At 68.3% G+C, this 17,778-nt stretch carries 15 protein-coding genes; 13 read left to right on the top strand and 2 right to left on the bottom strand.

Going from position 1 to position 17,778, the window contains the following annotated elements; translation table 11 throughout:
* Nucleotides 1-366: 366 nt before the first annotated feature.
* The gene (locus tag FZ029_RS23520) at nucleotides 367-1,140 is read right to left on the bottom strand and encodes a ferredoxin--NADP reductase (RefSeq protein WP_149272169.1); all 774 of its coding nucleotides are present in this window, start codon (nucleotides 1,138-1,140) and stop codon (nucleotides 367-369) included.
* A 265-nt stretch (nucleotides 1,141-1,405) separates the two neighbouring features.
* Nucleotides 1,406-2,848 carry a short-chain fatty acyl-CoA regulator family protein gene (locus tag FZ029_RS23515; RefSeq protein WP_149201199.1) on the bottom strand — a complete coding sequence of 481 codons (1,443 nt, stop codon included), beginning with the start codon at nucleotides 2,846-2,848 and terminating at the stop codon, nucleotides 1,406-1,408.
* A 331-nt stretch (nucleotides 2,849-3,179) separates the two neighbouring features.
* Between FZ029_RS23515 and aceA the strand changes: the two genes are divergently transcribed.
* The 13 genes from aceA to pcaF all read left to right on the top strand — a co-directional run bounded on the left by aceA (nucleotide 3,180) and on the right by pcaF (nucleotide 17,757).
* On the top strand, nucleotides 3,180-4,457 hold the full coding sequence (gene aceA, locus FZ029_RS23510) for an isocitrate lyase (protein ID WP_109152186.1): 1,278 nt from the start codon (nucleotides 3,180-3,182) through the stop codon (nucleotides 4,455-4,457).
* A gap of 571 nt (nucleotides 4,458-5,028) precedes the next feature.
* Nucleotides 5,029-5,592, top strand: coding sequence for a DJ-1/PfpI family protein (locus FZ029_RS23505; protein ID WP_042697580.1), 564 nt, complete (start codon nucleotides 5,029-5,031; stop codon nucleotides 5,590-5,592).
* 253 nt (nucleotides 5,593-5,845) lie between these two features.
* Nucleotides 5,846-7,543 (top strand): methyl-accepting chemotaxis protein, encoded by a 1,698-nt coding sequence (locus tag FZ029_RS23500; RefSeq protein WP_149272168.1) that lies wholly within the window; start codon nucleotides 5,846-5,848, stop codon nucleotides 7,541-7,543.
* A 449-nt stretch (nucleotides 7,544-7,992) separates the two neighbouring features.
* Nucleotides 7,993-9,006 (top strand): 1,2-phenylacetyl-CoA epoxidase subunit PaaA, encoded by a 1,014-nt coding sequence (gene paaA, locus FZ029_RS23495; RefSeq protein ID WP_149272167.1) that lies wholly within the window; start codon nucleotides 7,993-7,995, stop codon nucleotides 9,004-9,006.
* A 26-nt stretch (nucleotides 9,007-9,032) separates the two neighbouring features.
* Nucleotides 9,033-9,320: a 1,2-phenylacetyl-CoA epoxidase subunit PaaB gene (paaB, locus tag FZ029_RS23490; RefSeq protein ID WP_085092120.1), complete on the top strand. Its 288-nt coding sequence runs from the start codon at nucleotides 9,033-9,035 to the stop codon at nucleotides 9,318-9,320.
* A 15-nt stretch (nucleotides 9,321-9,335) separates the two neighbouring features.
* Nucleotides 9,336-10,100 carry a 1,2-phenylacetyl-CoA epoxidase subunit PaaC gene (paaC, locus tag FZ029_RS23485; protein ID WP_149272166.1) on the top strand — a complete coding sequence of 255 codons (765 nt, stop codon included), beginning with the start codon at nucleotides 9,336-9,338 and terminating at the stop codon, nucleotides 10,098-10,100.
* A gap of 7 nt (nucleotides 10,101-10,107) precedes the next feature.
* Complete coding sequence (gene paaD, locus FZ029_RS23480; protein WP_149272165.1) at nucleotides 10,108-10,629, top strand: 1,2-phenylacetyl-CoA epoxidase subunit PaaD; 522 nt, start codon at nucleotides 10,108-10,110, stop codon at nucleotides 10,627-10,629.
* 181 nt (nucleotides 10,630-10,810) lie between these two features.
* Nucleotides 10,811-11,890 (top strand): 1,2-phenylacetyl-CoA epoxidase subunit PaaE, encoded by a 1,080-nt coding sequence (gene paaE, locus FZ029_RS23475; RefSeq protein ID WP_149272164.1) that lies wholly within the window; start codon nucleotides 10,811-10,813, stop codon nucleotides 11,888-11,890.
* A gap of 27 nt (nucleotides 11,891-11,917) precedes the next feature.
* Nucleotides 11,918-13,597: a phenylacetic acid degradation protein PaaN gene (gene paaN, locus FZ029_RS23470; RefSeq protein WP_149272163.1), complete on the top strand. Its 1,680-nt coding sequence runs from the start codon at nucleotides 11,918-11,920 to the stop codon at nucleotides 13,595-13,597.
* Nucleotides 13,594-14,385, top strand: a complete 792-nt coding sequence (gene paaG, locus FZ029_RS23465) for a 2-(1,2-epoxy-1,2-dihydrophenyl)acetyl-CoA isomerase PaaG (RefSeq protein WP_149272162.1) — start codon at nucleotides 13,594-13,596, stop codon at nucleotides 14,383-14,385. The genes paaN and paaG overlap by 4 nt, the downstream gene beginning before the upstream one ends.
* Entirely contained in the window at nucleotides 14,385-16,049 is a 1,665-nt protein-coding gene (paaH, locus tag FZ029_RS23460) for a 3-hydroxyacyl-CoA dehydrogenase PaaH (protein WP_149272161.1), read from the top strand. The genes paaG and paaH overlap by 1 nt, the downstream gene beginning before the upstream one ends.
* Nucleotides 16,046-16,480 (top strand): hydroxyphenylacetyl-CoA thioesterase PaaI, encoded by a 435-nt coding sequence (gene paaI / locus FZ029_RS23455; protein WP_085092113.1) that lies wholly within the window; start codon nucleotides 16,046-16,048, stop codon nucleotides 16,478-16,480. Before paaH ends, paaI begins: the two co-directional genes overlap by 4 nt.
* Nucleotides 16,481-16,548: 68 nt before the next feature.
* A complete protein-coding gene (gene pcaF, locus FZ029_RS23450) occupies nucleotides 16,549-17,757 on the top strand; it encodes a 3-oxoadipyl-CoA thiolase (protein ID WP_149272160.1) in 1,209 nt (402 codons plus the stop codon).
* Nucleotides 17,758-17,778 lie beyond the last annotated feature (21 nt).

Here is a 17,778-nt window from a genome sequence, read left to right as displayed (position 1 = left end):
CACCAAAGGCTTGACGGTTTGAACGGTGACCGTCGCACCAACAGGCCGGACGGTGATTTTATTCACCGGCCCCACCGGAAAATCGGAGGACAGAAAATGGGCGCGCCCCCCGGAGGAGGCGCGCCCAGTCGGTCAAGGATTGAGTGACGTGCCTTCGTCACGGATTGGTAAACGGTCGGGAGGGGGAGTTTATTCCATCGGGAGGCGTGACTTTATGGGGGAAGTGCTCGGCCCCCTCCCTAACCCTCCCCCGCTAACGCGGGAGAGGGAACTCCGCCGCACTTCCCGCAAAGCTCCTACCCCCTCTCCCGCGGAACGCGGGGGAGGGATGGGGAGGGGGCATTCGTAATGCCGATACCCCCACCATCACCGCTCGACGAACGCCTTCTCGATGACGAAGCCGCCCGGCTCGCCGTTGGTGCCCATGACGAAGCCGCGGCGCTCCATCATTGCGGTGGTCTCGGCCAGCATCGCCGGGCTGCCGCAGATCATCACGCGGTCCTTGTCGGCATCCAGCTCCGGCAGGCCCAGGTCGCTGTACAGCTTGCCGGTCTCCATCAGCGTGGTCAGGCGGCCCTGGTTGCGGAACGGCTCGCGCGTCACCGTGGGGTAATAGAGCAGCTTTTCCTTCACCTGCTCGCCGAAGAACTCGTTCTCCGGCAGGCTGTGGTGGATCAGGTCGTCATAGGCCAGCTCCGCCACGGTGCGGGTGCCGTGGGTCAGGATCACCCGGTCGAACTTCTCGTACATCTCCGGGTCCTTGATGATGCTGAGGAACGGCGCCAGACCGGTGCCAGTGCTCAGCAGATACAGGTTCCGCCCGGGAAGCAGGTTGTCGGTGATCAGCGTGCCGGTCGCCTTGCGGTTCACCAGCAGCGTGTCGCCTTCCTTCAGGTGCTGCAGGCGCGAGGTCAGCGGGCCGTCCTGCACCTTGATGCTGAAGAACTCCAGCGTCTCCTCGTAGTGCGCGCTGACGAGGCTGTAGGCACGCAGCAGGGGCCGGCCGTCGACCTCCAGCCCGATCATGGTGAACTGCCCCGGCAGGAAGCGGAAGGACGGATCGCGCGTGGTGGTGAAGCTGAACAGCGTGTCGGTCCAGTGGTGAACGGTCAGCACGCGCTCTTTGATCAAGTTGCTCATTTGGGCGTTCCAGAAAGGGGGGCGTTCCAAAACCCGTCGAGGCCAAGTTCGGTTGGCGGTGTTCAATACCAAAGTCCGGGACGCTGCGTTCAGGTGGCCGGCGCGGGGACGCGAGCGGAGCTGCCGCGACGCAACGGCCGAAACCTATCAACAATCCCGGTCGAAGGCCACGGATTTCTACCAGTCGAATGACGGGCTTTCCGGCAAACAACACAAACGGCGCCGTACAACATTGATCCCGGTCAATTCGCCCGCTATCGCCCTCCTATTCCGCACTGGGCGGCGCGAACAGGTAGGGAGAGAGGCCGCGCAAATTCTCGTCGACGATAAGCCGATGATTCAGCGGCGGAAACGCCCGCTGCGAGCAATCCAGCCGCGGGCAGAGCCGGCAATTCACCCCGATCGGCGTCGCCGCATCGGTGTTCGACAGGTCGAACCCATCCGCATAGGTGACCTGAGCCGCATGCTGGACATCGCACCCCAGCGCCACCGCGAATTGCTGCGGCGGGCTGCGATGGCCGCCGCCGGCCTTCACCACCGTGCGGGCGATGGAGAAATAGGCGGTGCCGTCGGGCATCTCCGCCATCTGGCTGTGGATCTTGCCCGGCGTGCGGAAGGCCTCATAGACGATCCAGCGCGGACAGCCGCCGCCGAAACGGGCGAAGTGGAAGCCGGCGCCGGAAAAGCGCTTCGACACGTTGCCGGCGCTGTCCACCCGCATGAAGAAGAAGGGCACGCCCTTGGCCCCCGACCGGTGCAGCGTGGTCAGCCGGTGGCAGACCTGCTCGAACGACGCGTCGAAGCGCCGCCGCAGGATCTCGATGTCGTAGCGCAGCTGGGTCGCCGCCTCGTGGAAGCGGTCGTAGGGCATCAGCACCGCCGCCGCGAAGTAGTTGGCCAGCCCGATCCGCGTCAGCCGCCGCGCCTCGTCGTCGGACAGGTTGGCGGCGTCGACGATGCCGTTCAGCAGGTCGCGGTGGCGCAGCAGCGCGATCTGGCAGGCCAACTGGAAGGTGCGGCCCGACGGCGCCAGCATCTCCGACAGCAGGATGCGCCGGCTGTGGCGGTCGAAGCGGCGCACGGCATAGCCCATCACCTCCGACGGCAGCAGGCGGACGCGCACGCTGTGCTGGGTGTTCAGCCAATCGACCAGCCCGCGATAGAGATCGCCGCGCTCCAGCTTGCCGTCCTGCCACAGGCTTTCCGCCGCCGCCTCCAGTTCCGGGAAGTGGTTGGAATGGGTCTGGAACAGGTCGCGCACCTCGTCCTGCGGGAAGCCGGTGGCCTGCACCAGATGCAGCTTCTCGCGGTCGGCCACCCGCTCCGCCAGCGCCTGCAGGTCGTCGCGCGCCCCGCGGAACCCGCGATAGAGCGCCACCACCGCCTGCCCCAGCGTCGGCGCCACCGCCGCCAGTTCGCGGAAATCCTGGTTCTTGATGTCGGAACCGTCGAACAGCGGATCGGAGAACACCTCGCGCAGGCCCGCCACCAGCCGGCTCTCCTCATCCTCGGCGAAGGCCTGCAGGTCGACCCCGAACTGCTGGCCCAGCTTCAGCAGCAGCGGCACCGTCACCGGGCGCTGGTTGTGCTCGATCAGGTTCAGATAGCTGGGGGAGATGCCCAACTGCTCGGCCATCTGCGCCTGGGTCAGGGCGTGGTCGCGACGCAGGCGGCGGACCTTCGGACCCAGCATCGCCTTCTTTTCCATGGTCGCCACGATCAGTCCCCCAACCAGTTCTCTGACTTTCAGTTTTCTGGCTTTACAAGATTTACGGATTTACAGGATTGTGAAGACGGCAGTTTACAAACGGACCTTTTTACAAACAAGGGCTTATTGCAACGCACTCAGGCGCGGTTTAAGTCTTGGTTCACGGCCGCGCTGTAAAGCGCAAGCGGCCCCGAAGACGGCAAAGTGCAGTCGATTACGGCGGGAGGAAACGCCGCTGCACAACAGCCGCTGGGACCGACAAAAGGCCCGCCCCGAGACCCCAGTTCCGCCCCGATCAACCGGGCGCACCGGACAACAAGGAACCTGACCCATGTCGCTCGATGAAAAGACCAAGGCCGCCATCCACGCCGCCCGCTACGAGGGCATCCGCCGCGACTACACCATGGACGACGTCAAGCGTCTGAGCGGCTCGGTCAAGATCGAGTACACGCTGGCCGAGCTGGGCGCGCGCCGCCTGTGGGAGCTGCTGAACACCGAGCCCTACATCAACACGCTGGGCGCGCTGACCGGCAACCAGGCGATGCAGGCGGTCAAGGCCGGCCTGAAGGCCATCTACCTGTCGGGCTGGCAGGTCGCCGGCGACGCCAACACGGCCGGCCAGATGTACCCGGACCAGAGCCTGTATCCGGTGAACTCGGTCCCGGCGGTCGTCGAGCGCATCAACAACACCTTCAAGCGCGCCGACGAGATCCAGACCTCCGAGGGCAAGGGCGACACCTACTGGTTCGCGCCGATCATCGCGGATGCCGAGGCCGGTTTCGGCGGCCCGCTGAACGCCTTCGAGCTGATGAAGTCGATGATCAAGGCCGGCGCCGCCGGCGTGCACTGGGAAGACCAGCTGGCTTCTGAAAAGAAGTGCGGCCATCTCGGCGGCAAGGTCCTGATCCCGACGCAGCAGCACATCCGCACGCTGAACGCCGCCCGTCTGGCCGCCGACGTCTGCGGCACCTCGACCCTGGTGATCGCCCGCACCGACGCGGAGTCGGCGCAGCTCATCACCTCGGACATCGACGAGCGTGACCATCCCTTCATCGACTTCGACAGCGGCCGCACCACCGAGGGCTTCTTCCGCCTGAAGAAGGGCATGGGTGTCGATCACTGCATCGCCCGCGGCCTGTCCTACGCGCCGTATTCGGACCTGATGTGGTGGGAGACCTCCAAGCCGAACCTGGACGAGGCGCGCCGCTTCGCCGAGGCCGTGCACAAGCAGTTCCCGGGCAAGATGCTGGCCTACAACTGCTCGCCGTCCTTCAACTGGAAGGCCAACCTGGACGACGCCACCATCGCCAAGTACCAGCGCGAGCTGGGCGCCATGGGCTACAAGTTCCAGTTCGTCACGCTGGCCGGCTTCCACAGCCTGAACTACTCGGCCTTCACCCTCGCCAAGGGCTACGCCGAGCGCGGCATGGCCGCCTACTCCGAACTGCAGCAGGCCGAGTTCGCGGCCGAGAAGGACGGTTACACCGCCACCAAGCACCAGCGCGAAGTCGGCACCGGCTACTTCGACGCGGTCGCCACGGCGATCTCCGGCGGCACCTCCTCGACCACCGCGTACAAGGACTCCACCGAGGCTGACCAGTTCCATTGATCGCAGGTTCCGATCATCGGGATTGGTCCGTGATCCAGTGTGCGAGCTGGATCTTTTCGAACGGCTGATGCTTTGACTTGCCGACGGCCGGGGGCCTTCCCCCCGGCCGCTTTTTTGTGCCCAAACGGATCCCGCAAGGGTCATCGGGGATAATTCCCCGGCGAAGCCACGCCCCTATGGTATGGCAGCTCTGCGCCGCATCAACCGGTGGTACGGCCCGGCTGGCCCGAAAGTCTTGAACTGGGCTGGAAAATACCGGCAAATCCACTGTCGGGGCCGGTTTCGGGGCGGCGGCGGTCTTGGGTGCGCCGCGGAATCCCTTGTTGACTTGAAACGGCATCGGGACCAATTAAGTCCGCATGCTGAAAACAAACCGATCCGGGACGTAAAGGTCCCACACGCCGGCACCCGACCTCGGGCCACCGGCGGGCGGAACTGGCCGCCGCGCATCCCCGTGCGCGGCGATGACCGTTTCCCGACCGCCTCTTGCCCCGGCGGGTTCTCCCCTGGCCGACATGCCATCGGAGATGTTCCGGCGTTCTTTGGTGAAACGATGAAAGGACAAGACAGTATGGATCAATCGCTCGCAGGAAAGTCCATCGCCATCCTCGTCTCCAACGGCTTCGAAGAAGCGGAGATGACCGAGCCGCAACGCGCCCTCATCAAGACCGGCGCCACGCTGCGTACCATCTCCACCGAGACGGGTCTGGTCAACGGCTGGCACGGTAAGTCCTGGGGCCATTACTTCCCGGTGGACAAGCATCTGAGCGAGGCGCTGGGCGCCGACTTCGACATGCTGCTGCTGCCGGGCGGTGAGCGCAGCGTGGCGAAGCTGCAGCAGTCGGCCCACACCCGCCGCATCGTCGGCCATTTCCTGGATGCCGGCAAGCCGATCGCCGCCATCGACCAGGGCATCCAGCTGCTGGCGATCCCCGGCAAGCTGCGCGGCCGCCTGCTGGCCGCCCCGGAAGCCTACCGCGCCGACCTGACCGCCGCCGGCGGCCGGATCAGCGACGAGGCTCTGGTCGTCGACGACATCACGGTCTCGGCCCTGGGCCAGGATCAGCTGAACGAGTTCGTCGAAGCCGTGGTGAAGCTGTTCACCGAGCTGGGTTCCGTTCGCAAGGCCGCCTGATCTCCATCCTCAGCCGGTCCCGAAACGGCCGCCGCACCAACCGGGTGCGGCGGCCGTTTCGTTTTGGGGTCCTTTTTCAGGCCCGCCGCCTTCCCCGACTGTGACCATTGCCCGGCCCCCCTGTGATCTCCAACCATTTCACTCACCTTCCGCGTTGATAATTTTAAACATTCGGATTAGTAAGATTGAGGGTCGAATAATTCCTTCGGGCGGGATGACGTCTTGCCGGAAGCTTGGCGGGGGTGCGGGCAAATTGGCTAAAATTCGTGCATTCGGACGTCTCACCATCCGCGCCAAGATCATCGTCGCCGTGCTTGGCACTGTGGTGATGGCCGCCGCCTTCGGAGTGTTCACGCTCAGCCGGCTGGAAATCCTAAACAACGCCGCCGAAACGATGCGCAGCCGCTCGCTGCCGGCGACCCAGTTGGCCGGTCAACTGACCTCCGCCGCGCAGGGCCATCGCATCGCCGAGGCCGCCTATGCGCTCGCCACCAACGAGATGCAGGTGAACCAGGCCGAAAAGGGCTGGACCGACGCGGAGGCCGAGGTGAAAGCCCGCCGTCAGGCCGCAGGATCCCGCTTCACCAGCGGCGAGGGTGCGGCGCGGCTGGCGGCGTTCGACGAAGCCTGGACCGCCTACGCCTCCAACGCCGAGCGGGTGCGCGCGCAAGCCCGCGACGGCAACGCCCAGTCCGCCGTCAGCGTCTTCAAACGTCCCAGCGCCGTCGCCTTCACCCGCGTGCAGGAGGCTCTGGACGCGCTGGTCGACGGCACGATGGCCGATGCCGGCGCGGTCGCCGACCAGGGGGCGGCGGTCTATAGCAGCGCCCACGGCATGGTGCTGGGCGGGGTGACGCTCTGCACGCTGCTGGCGCTCGGCTTCGGCGCCGTGCTGGTGCGCGGCATCTCCCGCCCGATCCTCGATGTCGCCAGTTCGCTGGAACGGCTGGCCGCCCGCGATTTCACCGCCAGTTTCGAGGAGGGCCGCCGCGACGAGATCGGCCGCATGGCCACCGCCGCCCGTGTCTTCCGCGACACCATGCTCGACACCGAACGCCTGCAGCAGGAGCAGGAGCGGCTGAAGACCGCCGCCGCCGAGGAACGCCGCCGCGAGCTGCGCACGCTTGCCGACGGCTTCGAGGCGACGGTGAAGCGCCTTGTCGAGGCGCTGTCCGCCTCCACCGCCGAGATGACCGCCGCCGCCGCCGCGATGGCCGATGGTGCCGCCGAGACGGCGCGCCATTCCGACGCGGTGTCTTCGGCGGCCGGCCGCGCTTCGGCCAATGTCGACAGCGTCGCCGCCGCCACCGCCGAACTGTCGGCCAGCTTCGCCGGCATCTCGCAGCTGGTCGCCGATTCAGCCGGCATCGCCGCCGACGCCACCCGCGACGCCGAACGCAGCACCGCCGTGATGGGCAGCCTCGCCGAAGCCGCGGAAGAGATCGGCAAGGTGGTGGACATGATTTCCGGCATCGCCGGCCAGACCAACCTGCTGGCGCTGAACGCCACCATCGAGGCCGCCCGTGCCGGCGAGGCCGGCAAAGGCTTCGCCGTGGTGGCGAGCGAGGTGAAGCAGCTCGCCGGCCAGACCGCCAAGGCGACCGCCGAGATCCAGGCGCGCATCGCCGAAATCCAGAGCGCGTCGGGCACCGCGGTCGACACCATCGGCGCCGTCACCCGTACCATCGCCCGCCTGAACGAAATCGCCGGCGAGGTCGCCGCCGCGGTCGAGCAGCAGTCCGCCGCGGTGGGCGAGATCGCCGCCAACATCCAGGACGCGGCCGACGGCACCCGCAGCGTCTCCGACAACATCGCCGCCGTCACCGCCGCCGCCGCGTCCGCCGAGCAGGCGAGCAGCGTCATGGTGCGGTCGGTCGAGACCGTCACCGGCGACGCCGGACGGATGCGGCAGGAGGTGGATGGGTTCCTGGGGGCACTGCGGGCGTCGTAACCCCCCCGTCGATCCTCCTCTGCCGACGACGCGCCCGAGGGCCGTCGCGACTACCGTAAAGCAAGCCGGATACCCCTCGGACATACATGGATCCGGCGGGCGGGCGTGGCGGAATCGTGCCGCCCCCTGCCCAATCCAGAGCGCCGCAGTCGGTTATGTACCCGGCAGCGCCCCTGCCCCTTCGCCTTGCCTCTTCTGCATCGCACAAAATCGGAAAAACTGCGCCGACAGTGTATCGGGGCATGCCCATGCGCGCCCGTATCCGGCGGAGCGCGGCTCAAGCCATGCCCTGAATTTTCAAAGCAAGCGTCTGTTTTTCAAAAGATTTTTTGAGGTCAACCCACCCACCCCGAAAGCGACACACAATTCCGCTTTACAGTCTTTGATCTGTATCATATTTTGCTTTCAGAAAATGTTCGCTGGACGCGCAATCCATCTCGGGGATGCCGATGTACACGCAAGGTTTGGATGCCAAGACCGAGCAGGGCGCTCAACCGTCTCCCCGCCTGGTGACGGAACAGGAAGCCGCTCTCCAGGGCCGCTTCCAGGAGCGCGTCGATGCCGAGGAGAAGATCGAGCCGCGCGACTGGATGCCGGAGGGCTACCGCCGCACGCTGGTCCGCCAGATCTCGCAGCACGCCCATTCGGAAATCGTCGGCATGCTGCCGGAAGGCAACTGGATCACCCGCGCGCCGACTTTGCGCCGCAAGGTGGCCCTGCTGGCCAAGGTGCAGGACGAGGGCGGGCACGGCCTCTACCTCTACAGCGCCGCCGAGACGCTGGGCGTGTCGCGCGACGAGCTGGTCGGCCAACTGCTGTCGGGCAAGGCCAAATATTCGAGCATCTTCAACTATCCGACCCCGACCTGGGCCGACATCGGCGCCATCGGCTGGCTGGTCGACGGTGCGGCGATCATGAACCAGGTGCCGCTCTGCCGCTGCTCCTACGGGCCCTATGCCCGCGCCATGGTCCGCATCTGCCGGGAGGAGAGCTTCCACCAGCGCCAGGGCTATGAGCTGATGCTGGCGCTGGCCCAGGGCACGGCGGAACAGAAGCGGATGGCGCAGGATGCGCTGAACCGCTGGTGGTGGCCGTCGCTGATGATGTTCGGCCCGTCGGACGACCAGTCCGCCCACTCCGCCCAGAACATGGCCTGGAAGATCAAGCGCTTCTCCAACGACGAGCTGCGCCAGCGCTTCGTCGACGCCACGGTGCCGCAGGCGGAGTTCCTTGGCCTGACCATCCCGGACCCGGAGCTGCGCTTCAACGCCGAGACCGGCCATTACGAATTCGGCGCCATCGACTGGACCGAGTTCAACGAGATCCTGAAGGGCAACGGCCCCTGCAACCGCGAGCGCATCGAGGCCCGCCGCAAGGCGTGGGACGACGGCGCCTGGGTGCGGGAAGCCGCCGTCGCCCATGCCGCGAAACGCAAGCAGCGCGCCATGAAGAAGGCCGGCTGAGCCAAGAAATCCGAGGGAACGAGACCATGGACCGTAAAGACTGGCCGCTGTTCGAGATCTTCATCCGGCCGAAGAACGGGTTGTCGCACAAGCATGTCGGCAGCCTGCACGCCGCCGACGCCCGCATGGCGCTGGACAACGCCCGCGACGTCTACACCCGCCGCGGCGAGGGCGTCAGCATCTGGGCGGTCCCAGCATCCAGCATCGCCGCCTCCGATCCGTCGGAGAAGGCCAGCCTGTTCGATCCGGCCGACGACAAGGTCTACCGCCACCCGACCTTCTACGACATCCCCGCAGACGTCAAAAATATCTAGCTGGAAGACCATCTGATGAGCACGGATCTCAAGGATGCCCTGTTAGGCTACGCGCTGCGGTTGGGCGATACCTCGCTGGTGCTGGGGCACCGGCTGTCGGAATGGTGCGGCCATGCGCCGGAGCTGGAAGAGGACATCGCGCTGACCAACGTCGCGCTCGACCTCGTCGGCCATGCCCGCATGCTGCTGACCTATGCCGGCGAGCTGGAAGGCAAGGGCCGCGACGAGGACCGTCTGGCCTACCGCCGCGACGTCTTCGACTACCGCAACCACCTGCTGGTCGAACAGCCGAACCGCGACTTCGGCCACACCATCGTCCGTCAGTTCCTGCACGATGCCTGGTCGGTGGAGCTGTATGAGCGGCTCTGCGCCTCCAAGGACGAGACTCTCGCCGGCATCGCCGCCAAGGCGGTGAAGGAGGTGCGCTACCATGTCCGCCACAGCGGCGACTGGCTGGTGCGGCTGGGCGACGGCACCGACGTCAGCCATGCCAAGGTCGCCGACGCGCTCGGCCGCCTCTGGCCCTACACCGGCGAGATGTTCGAACGCGACGAGGCCGAACAGGCGCTGGTCGCCGCCGGCATCGTCCCCGACCCGGCCGAGTTGAAGGCCGGCTGGACCGCCCGCGTCGAAGCGGTGCTGGAGGAGGCCACCCTCGACCGCCCGGCCGACGGCTGGATGCAGAAGGGCGGCCGCCGCGGCGAGCACAGCGAGCATCTGGGCTATCTGCTGGCCGAGATGCAGTTCCTGCCGCGCGCCTATCCCGACGCGAATTGGTGAGGCCGAGATGCCGGATGCAGCAGGCTGCTGGGGACCGGAGCCGGGCGCCGATGCGGTCGTGAAGGCCGCCTGGGACGCGCTGGCCGGGGTGATGGATCCGGAGATCCCGGTGCTGAGCATCGTCGATCTCGGCATCGTCCGCGCGGTTTCCACCGATGCGGAAGGCCGGCTGTCGGTGGCCCTGACGCCGACCTACTCCGGCTGTCCGGCGACCGGCGTGATCGTGCTGGAGGCGGAAACCGCGCTGGCCCGCGCGCGCCTCGACGCCCGCGTCTCGGTGGTGATCGCCCCGCCCTGGACCACCGACTGGATCAGCGACACCGGCCGCGCAAAGCTGGCCGAGGTCGGCATCGTCCCGCCGCCGCATTCCGGCAAGCGGGCGCTGACGGCGCCGGACGAGGTGATCGCCTGCCCGCGCTGCGGATCGCAGGATACCCGGCAGATCAGCCGCTTCGGCTCCACCGCCTGCAAGGCGCTGCACGCCTGCAACGCCTGCCTCGAACCGTTCGACGTGTTCAAATGCCATTGAGTGGAAGCGCCGGCCGCGAATGCCCCCTCCCTAACCCTCCCCCACCTTCGGTGGGAGAGGGAACTAGCGCCGCTTCGCATAAGGCACCCTCTCCCGCGAAGCGGGGGAGGGTTGGGGAGGGGGCAACCGCCGCGGCCACTCCACCGGCACGACCCCAACCGGCCCGACCGAGGACCACCCCATGACCAGCCCCAGCTTCCACCCGCTGACCATCCGCGAGTGCCGCCGGGAGACCGCGGACACCGTGTCGATCGCCTTCGACGTGCCGGCCGATCTCGCCGACCGCTTCCGCTTCGTCCAGGGCCAGTACCTGACCCTCAAGACCCACATCGGGGACGAGGAGGTGCGGCGCTCCTACTCCATCTGCTCCGGCGTGGGCGAGGGCGAACTGCGCGTGGCGGTGAAGAAGGTCGATGGCGGCCTGTTCTCCACCCACGCCAACCAGTCGCTGGCGCCCGGCGCGGTGCTGGAGGTGATGACGCCGATGGGGCGCTTCCACACCCCCATCGACCCGGACGCGACCCGCACCTACGTCGCCTTCGCCGCCGGCAGCGGCATCACCCCGGTGATGTCGATCCTGAAGACCGTGCTGGCGCAGGAGCCGAAGAGCCGCTTCGTGCTGGTCTACGGCAACCGCACCGTCACCTCCATCATCTTCCGGGAGGAGCTGGAGGACCTGAAGAACCGGTACATCGGCCGGCTGGTCATCCACCATGTGCTGAGCCGCGAGCCGGAAGAGGCCGGGCTGCTGGGTGGCCGCATCGGCGCCGGTCTGGTCCGCGAACTGTGCGCCGGGCCGCTCAAGGCGGAAGACATCGACGCCGCCTTCCTCTGCGGCCCCCAGCCGATGGTGGAGGAGGTGCGCGACGCGCTGGCCGCCTGCGGCACGCCGCCCGCCAACATCCATGTCGAGCTGTTCGGCACCACGACCGCCGCGCGTCCCGCGGTCAGGAAGGTGGCTGCCGACACGCCGACCGACGCGGCCACCATCGCCATCCTGCAGGACGGCAAGCGCAAGGAGTTCACGCTGCCCTATGACGGCGAGAGCATCCTCGACGCCGCCCACCGGCATGGCGCCGACCTGCCCTATTCCTGCAAGTCCGGCGTCTGCTGCACCTGCCGCGCCAAGGTCCGCGAAGGCAAGGTGGAGATGGCCGAGAACTACTCGCTGGAACCGTGGGAGGTCGAGGCCGGCTATGTCCTGACCTGCCAGTCCCGCCCGCTGACCGAACGGGTCGTCATCGACTTCGACGCCGCCTGATCAACGAGAAAAAGGAAACGCCCCGCCATGACCACCACCCCGCAGAGCCTGTTCGAGACGCACGAGGCGACACTGCAGAAGGCCGTCGAGGCCTGCCGCAGCCGCGCCTACTGGTCGGCCTTCCCCGAAATGCCGAGCCCGCGCGCCTATGGCGAGACGGCGGCGGCGGATGGCGAAACGGCCTTCGCGGCCTACCGCGACAAGCCCTTCGAGCTGGACCAGCCGGGCGTGACCGGAACGGCGGGGGGCGAGCGCTCGCCCTTCGGCTTCGACCTCGGCATCACCTATCCGGTGTCGGACGTCGATGCGCTGGTGAAGGCGGCCAAGGCGGCGATGCCGGGCTGGCGCAAGGCCGGGCCGAACGGCCGGGCCGGCGTCTGCCTGGAAATCCTGAAGCGGCTGAACGCGCGCAGCTTCGAGATCGCCAACGCGGTGATGCACACCACCGGGCAGGCCTTCATGATGGCCTTCCAGGCCGGCGCCCCCCACGCGCAGGACCGCGGGCTGGAGGCAGTCGCCTACGGCTGGAAGGCGATGACCGACCAGACCCCGGCGGCGCGCTGGGAGAAGCCGCAGGGCAAGAACCCGCCGCTGGTGATGGACAAGCGTTTCGAGGTGGTCGGCCGCGGCGTCGGGCTGGTCATCGGCTGCGCCACCTTCCCGACCTGGAACGGCTATCCCGGCCTGTTCGCCAGCCTCGTCACCGGCAACGCGGTGATCGTCAAGCCCGGCCCGACCGCCATCCTGCCGCTCGCCATCACCGTGAAAATCGCGCGCGAGGTGCTGGCGGAGTGCGGGCTCGACCCCAACCTCGTCACGCTCGCCATAGGCGATACCGTCGCCAAGGATCTGGCGCTGCGGCCCGAGGTGGCGGTGATCGACTACACCGGCTCCACCGGCTTCGGCGACTGGCTGGAGCAGAACGCCCGTCAGGCCCAGGTCTACACCGAGAAGGCCGGCGTCAACACGGTGGTGATCGACGGCACAGACGACCCCAAGGGCATGGTGCGCAACCTCGCCTTCACGCTCAGCCTCTATTCCGGGCAGATGTGCACAACGACCCAGGTCATCTTCGTGCCCAAGGACGGCATCCAGGCCGGGCCGGAACGGATGAGCTTCGATCAGGTCGTCTCCGCACTCGCCGGCGGCGTCGACAAGTTCCTGTCGGACCCGGAACGCGCGGTGGAGGTGCTGGGCGCCATCCAGTCCGACGCCACGCTGGCCCGCATCGACGAAGCCGCCAAGCTCGGCACCGTCGTGCTGCCGTCGCGCGCCATCACCCATCCGAAATTCCCCGACGCCCGCATCCGCACGCCGCTGATCCTGACCATGGATGCGGCGGACGAGGACAAGTACGGCCATGAGCTGTTCGGCCCGATCTCCATCATCGTGAAGACGGACAGCACCGCCGACAGCCTGGAGCGCGCCGCCCGCCTGACCCGCACCAAGGGCGCCCTGACCACCGGCCTCTACAGCACCGACCCGCAGTTGATCGAGCAGGCGACCGACCTGTTCGTCGAGGCCGGCGTCGCCCTGTCGGTCAACCTGACCGGCGGCGTCTTCGTCAACCAGTCGGCGGCCTTCAGCGACTTCCACGGCACCGGCGCCAACCCGGCGGCCAATGCGGCGCTGTGCGACCTCGCCTTCGTCGCCAACCGCTTCCGCGTGGTGCAGAGCCGCGTTCCGGTTCTGGAGGCCGCCCAATGAGCGACAAAACCATCCTCCTCGACATCGCCGACGGCGTCGCCACCATCACGCTGAACCGGCCGGACCGGCTGAACAGCTTCACCGCGGCGATGCATGAGGAGCTGCGCGAGGCCGTCGGCGAGGTACGCGACGACAAGGCCGTGCGCTGCCTGCTGCTGACCGGTGCCGGGCGAGGCTTCTGCGCCGGGCAGGATCTGTCCGACCGCGCCGTCGCGCCGGGCGCCCAGGGTCCCGATCTCGGCGTGTCGATCGAGACCAACTACAACCCGCTGGTCCGGTCCTTGCGCGCCCTGCCGATGCCGGTCATCTGCGCGGTGAACGGCGTCGCCGCCGGGGCCGGGGCCAACATCGCTCTCGCCTGCGACATCGTCCTGGCGGCGCGGTCGGCCAGCTTCATTCAGGCCTTCTGCAAGATCGGGCTGATCCCCGACAGCGGCGGCACCTGGACCCTGCCGCGTCTGGTCGGCCATGCCCGCGCCATGGGCCTCGCCATGCTGGGCGACAAGGTGTCGGCCGAGCAGGCGGAAGCCTGGGGCATGATCTGGAAGGCGGTGGACGACGACAGGCTGATGGCGGAGGCCGGCGCGCTCGCCCGCCAGCTCGCCACCCAGCCGACCCGCGGTCTGGCCCTTATCAAGCAGGCGCTTAACGCCTCCTCGGCCAACGACCTCGACACCCAGCTCGACCTGGAACGCGATCTCCAGCGCGAGGCGGGCCGCACGCATGACTATCGCGAGGGCGTTTCCGCCTTCGTCGAGAAGCGCGCGCCGAAGTTCGAGGGGCGGTGATGGCGGCGCTCGATCCCTCCATCACCGTCGCGGTGGTCGGGGCCGGGGCCATGGGCCAGGGCATCGCCCAGGTCGCGGCCCAGGCCGGCCACCCGGTCCTGCTGGTCGATACCCGCCCCGGCGCCGCGCAGTCCGCCGTGGAGTCCATCGCCAAGGCGCTGACCGCGCTGGTCGACAAGGGCAAGCGCACGGCGGCGGAACGCGACGCCACCGTCGACCGGCTGCGCGCGGTGAACGGCCTGTCCGACCTCGCCCCCGCCGGTCTGGTGGTGGAGGCCATCGTCGAGGACCTCGACGTCAAGCGCCGCCTGTTCGCCGAGCTTGAGGGCATCGTCGGCCCTGACGCGATCCTCGCCACCAACACCTCGTCGCTGTCGGTCACCGCCATCGGTGCCGGGGTGCAGCGGCCGGAACGGCTGGCCGGCCTGCATTTCTTCAACCCGGCGCCGCTGATGGCGCTGGTGGAGATCGTCAGCGGGCTCGCCACCGACGCCGCGGTGCTCGACACGCTGTTCGACACCGCGAAGGCGTGGGGCAAGAGCCCGGTGCGCTGCCGCTCCACCCCCGGCTTCATCGTCAACCGCGTCGCCCGCCCCTTCTACGCCGAAGGGCTGCGGCTGGTGCAGGAACAGGCGGCCGATCCCGCCACCATCGACGCCATCGCCCGCGAGGCCGGCGGCTTCCGCATGGGGCCGTTCGAATTGATGGACCTGATCGGCCATGACGTGAACTTCGCCGTCACCCGCTCGGTCCACGCCGCTTATTTCGGCGACCCGCGCTTCCAGCCCTCGCTGATCCAGCAGGAACTGGTCGAGGCCGGCCGTCTCGGCCGCAAGACCGGCCGCGGCTTTTACGACCACAGCCCCGGCGCCGCGAAACCGGTGCCGCGCAACGCCGAACCGGCGCCCAAGCCGCAGCGGGTGACCGTGCAGGGCGACCTCGGCCCCGCCGCGCCCCTGGCCGGGCTTCTGCGCGAGGCCGGCATCGCGGTGGAGGAGACCGCCGGCCCCGGCGTGCTCGTCGCCGATGGCGTCACGCTGGCCCTGACCGATGGCCGCACCGCCACCGCCCGTGCGGCAGAGGACGGCATCGCGCCCCTGGTGCTGTTCGACCTCGCGCTGGACTACGTCAAGGCCACCCGCGTGGCGCTGGCCCCCGCCGACGGCACGCCGGCCGAGGCGGTCGCCGTCGCCGCCGGGCTGTTCCAGGCGCTGGGCAAGGCGGTGTCGGTGATCGACGACGCCCCCGGTCTGGTGGTGATGCGCACCGTCGCCATGCTCGCCAACGAGGCGGCGGACGCGGCGATGCAGGGCGTCGCCAGCGCCGCCGACATCGACATCGCGATGACCAAGGGCGTGAACTACCCGCTGGGTCCGCTGGCCTGGGCCGACCGCATCGGCCTGCCCCATATGCTGGCCGTGCTCGACGCGCTGGCCCGCACCTATGGCGAGGATCGCTACCGCGCGTCCGCTCTGCTGCGCCGCAAGATTTCCGCAAGCCGGATCCCCTCTCCCCCCCGGGGAGAGGGTCAGGGTGAGGGGGTCGCATCGCGTGGCTCAACAAGCAGCGGAAACCCCAACGCCACCACCGACACCACGCCGCGCATCCCCCTCACCCCAACCCTCTCCCCGGGGGGGAGAGGGGGTAAGGAGCCGACCCTATGACCACCGATCCCCAAAGCCTCGCCGAAGCGGTCGGCCGCGGCATGTACGAGCGCGACCATTGCGCCCAGGCCCATGGCATCGAGCTGCTGGAGATCGCCCCCGGCTATGCCCGCATGGCGATGACCGTGCGCAAGGACATGGTGAACGGCCATGACATCGGCCATGGCGGCATGACCTTCACGTTGGCCGACACCGCCTTCGCCTATGCCTGCAACGCCGCGAACGAAGTGACGGTGGCGGCAGGCTGCTCCATCACCTTCCCGGCTCCGGCCAGGCTGGGCGACGTGCTGACCGCCGAATGCCGCGAGGTGCACAAGCGCGGCCGCTCCGGCGTCTACGATGTCACCGTCACCAACCAGGACGGCACGGTGGTCGGCCTGTTCCGCGGCCAGTCGGCGCGCATCGCGGGGGCAGTCATTTCGGTGGAGTGATTCCCGTGGACTAAACGCCTCTGGCGGCCACGGTCACGATCCCCATCTGTTAGTTTCTGGAGCGAACCATGCGTGAAGCCTACATCTGCGATGCCGTCCGCACCCCCTTCGGCCGTTACGGCGGCGGGCTGGCCCCGGTGCGCCCGGACGACCTCGCCGCGGTGCCGCTGAAGGCGCTGATGGAGCGCAACCCCGGCGTCGAATGGTCCGCCGTCGACGACGTGATCCTCGGCTGCGCCAACCAGGCCGGCGAGGACAACCGCAACGTCGCCCGCATGGCAACATTGCTGGCCGGCCTGCCCGACACGGTGCCCGGCACCACGGTCAACCGTCTCTGCGGCTCCGGCATGGACAGCATCGGCATGGCCGCCCGCGCCATCAAGGCGGGCGAGGCAGAGCTGATCGTCGCCGGCGGCGTGGAGAGCATGACCCGCGCCCCCTTCGTCATGGGCAAGTCCGACAGCGCCTTCTCCCGTCAGGCCGAGATCTTTGACACCACCATCGGCTGGCGCTTCGTCAATCCGCTGATGAAGGCGAAGTTCGGCATCGACAGCATGCCGGAGACGGCGGAGAACGTCGCCGCCGACCACAACATCTCCCGCGTCGACCAGGACGCCTTCGCCGTCCGCAGCCAGCAGCGCGCCGGCCGCGCCCAGGAGTCGGGGCGTCTGGCCCGCGAGATCGTCCCGGTCTCCATCCCCCGCCGCAAGGGCGAGCCGACCATCGTCGCCGCCGACGAGCATCTGCGCCCCGACACGACGCTGGAGGCGCTGGCCAAGCTCTCCACCCCCTTCCGCAAGGAGGGCGGCAGCGTCACCGCCGGCAACGCGTCCGGCGTCAATGACGGCGCCGCCGCGGTGATCGTCGCCTCGGCCGAAGCCGTCAAGCGCTATGGCCTGACCCCGCGCGCCCGCGTCGTCGGCACCGCGGTGGCCGGCGTGCCCCCGCGCGTCATGGGCATCGGACCGGCCCCGGCGACGCAGAAGCTGCTGGCCCGCCTCGGCCTCTCCATCGGCGACGTCGACGTGATCGAGCTGAACGAGGCTTTCGCGGCCCAGGGCCTCGCCGTGCTGCGCATGCTGGGCCTGCCCGACGACGCCGAGCATGTGAACCCCAACGGCGGCGCCATCGCTCTCGGCCACCCGCTGGGCGCCAGCGGCACCCGTCTGGTCGCCACTGCCGTCATGGAGTTGGAAGACCGCAAGGCGACCCGCGCGCTCTGCACCATGTGCATCGGCGTCGGCCAGGGCATCGCCATGATGGTGGAGCGGGTCTGAACGAAAATCGGCAACACCGGC

Source organism: Azospirillum sp. Sh1, assembly GCF_008365135.1.
GTDB classification, from domain to species: Bacteria; Pseudomonadota; Alphaproteobacteria; order Azospirillales; family Azospirillaceae; genus Azospirillum; species Azospirillum oryzae.
Note: the sequence above shows the minus strand (reverse complement) of the source record. Positions and strands in the feature narration are given on the sequence as shown.

What these genes read in the sequence shown, in the direction of transcription:
- paaD (WP_149272165.1), top strand. Translation starts at nt 10,108, where the DNA reads ATGCCGGATGCAGCAGGCTGCTGGGGACCGGAGCCGGGCGCCGATGCG.
- pcaF (WP_149272160.1), top strand. Translation starts at nt 16,549, where the DNA reads ATGCGTGAAGCCTACATCTGCGATGCCGTCCGCACCCCCTTCGGCCGT.
- paaG (WP_149272162.1), top strand. Translation starts at nt 13,594, where the DNA reads ATGAGCGACAAAACCATCCTCCTCGACATCGCCGACGGCGTCGCCACC.
- FZ029_RS23520 (WP_149272169.1), bottom strand. Translation starts at nt 1,140, where the DNA reads ATGAGCAACTTGATCAAAGAGCGCGTGCTGACCGTTCACCACTGGACC.
- paaE (WP_149272164.1), top strand. Translation starts at nt 10,811, where the DNA reads ATGACCAGCCCCAGCTTCCACCCGCTGACCATCCGCGAGTGCCGCCGG.
- paaA (WP_149272167.1), top strand. Translation starts at nt 7,993, where the DNA reads ATGTACACGCAAGGTTTGGATGCCAAGACCGAGCAGGGCGCTCAACCG.
- paaI (WP_085092113.1), top strand. Translation starts at nt 16,046, where the DNA reads ATGACCACCGATCCCCAAAGCCTCGCCGAAGCGGTCGGCCGCGGCATG.
- paaH (WP_149272161.1), top strand. Translation starts at nt 14,385, where the DNA reads ATGGCGGCGCTCGATCCCTCCATCACCGTCGCGGTGGTCGGGGCCGGG.
- paaN (WP_149272163.1), top strand. Translation starts at nt 11,918, where the DNA reads ATGACCACCACCCCGCAGAGCCTGTTCGAGACGCACGAGGCGACACTG.
- FZ029_RS23515 (WP_149201199.1), bottom strand. Translation starts at nt 2,848, where the DNA reads ATGGAAAAGAAGGCGATGCTGGGTCCGAAGGTCCGCCGCCTGCGTCGC.
- paaB (WP_085092120.1), top strand. Translation starts at nt 9,033, where the DNA reads ATGGACCGTAAAGACTGGCCGCTGTTCGAGATCTTCATCCGGCCGAAG.
- paaC (WP_149272166.1), top strand. Translation starts at nt 9,336, where the DNA reads ATGAGCACGGATCTCAAGGATGCCCTGTTAGGCTACGCGCTGCGGTTG.
- aceA (WP_109152186.1), top strand. Translation starts at nt 3,180, where the DNA reads ATGTCGCTCGATGAAAAGACCAAGGCCGCCATCCACGCCGCCCGCTAC.
- FZ029_RS23505 (WP_042697580.1), top strand. Translation starts at nt 5,029, where the DNA reads ATGGATCAATCGCTCGCAGGAAAGTCCATCGCCATCCTCGTCTCCAAC.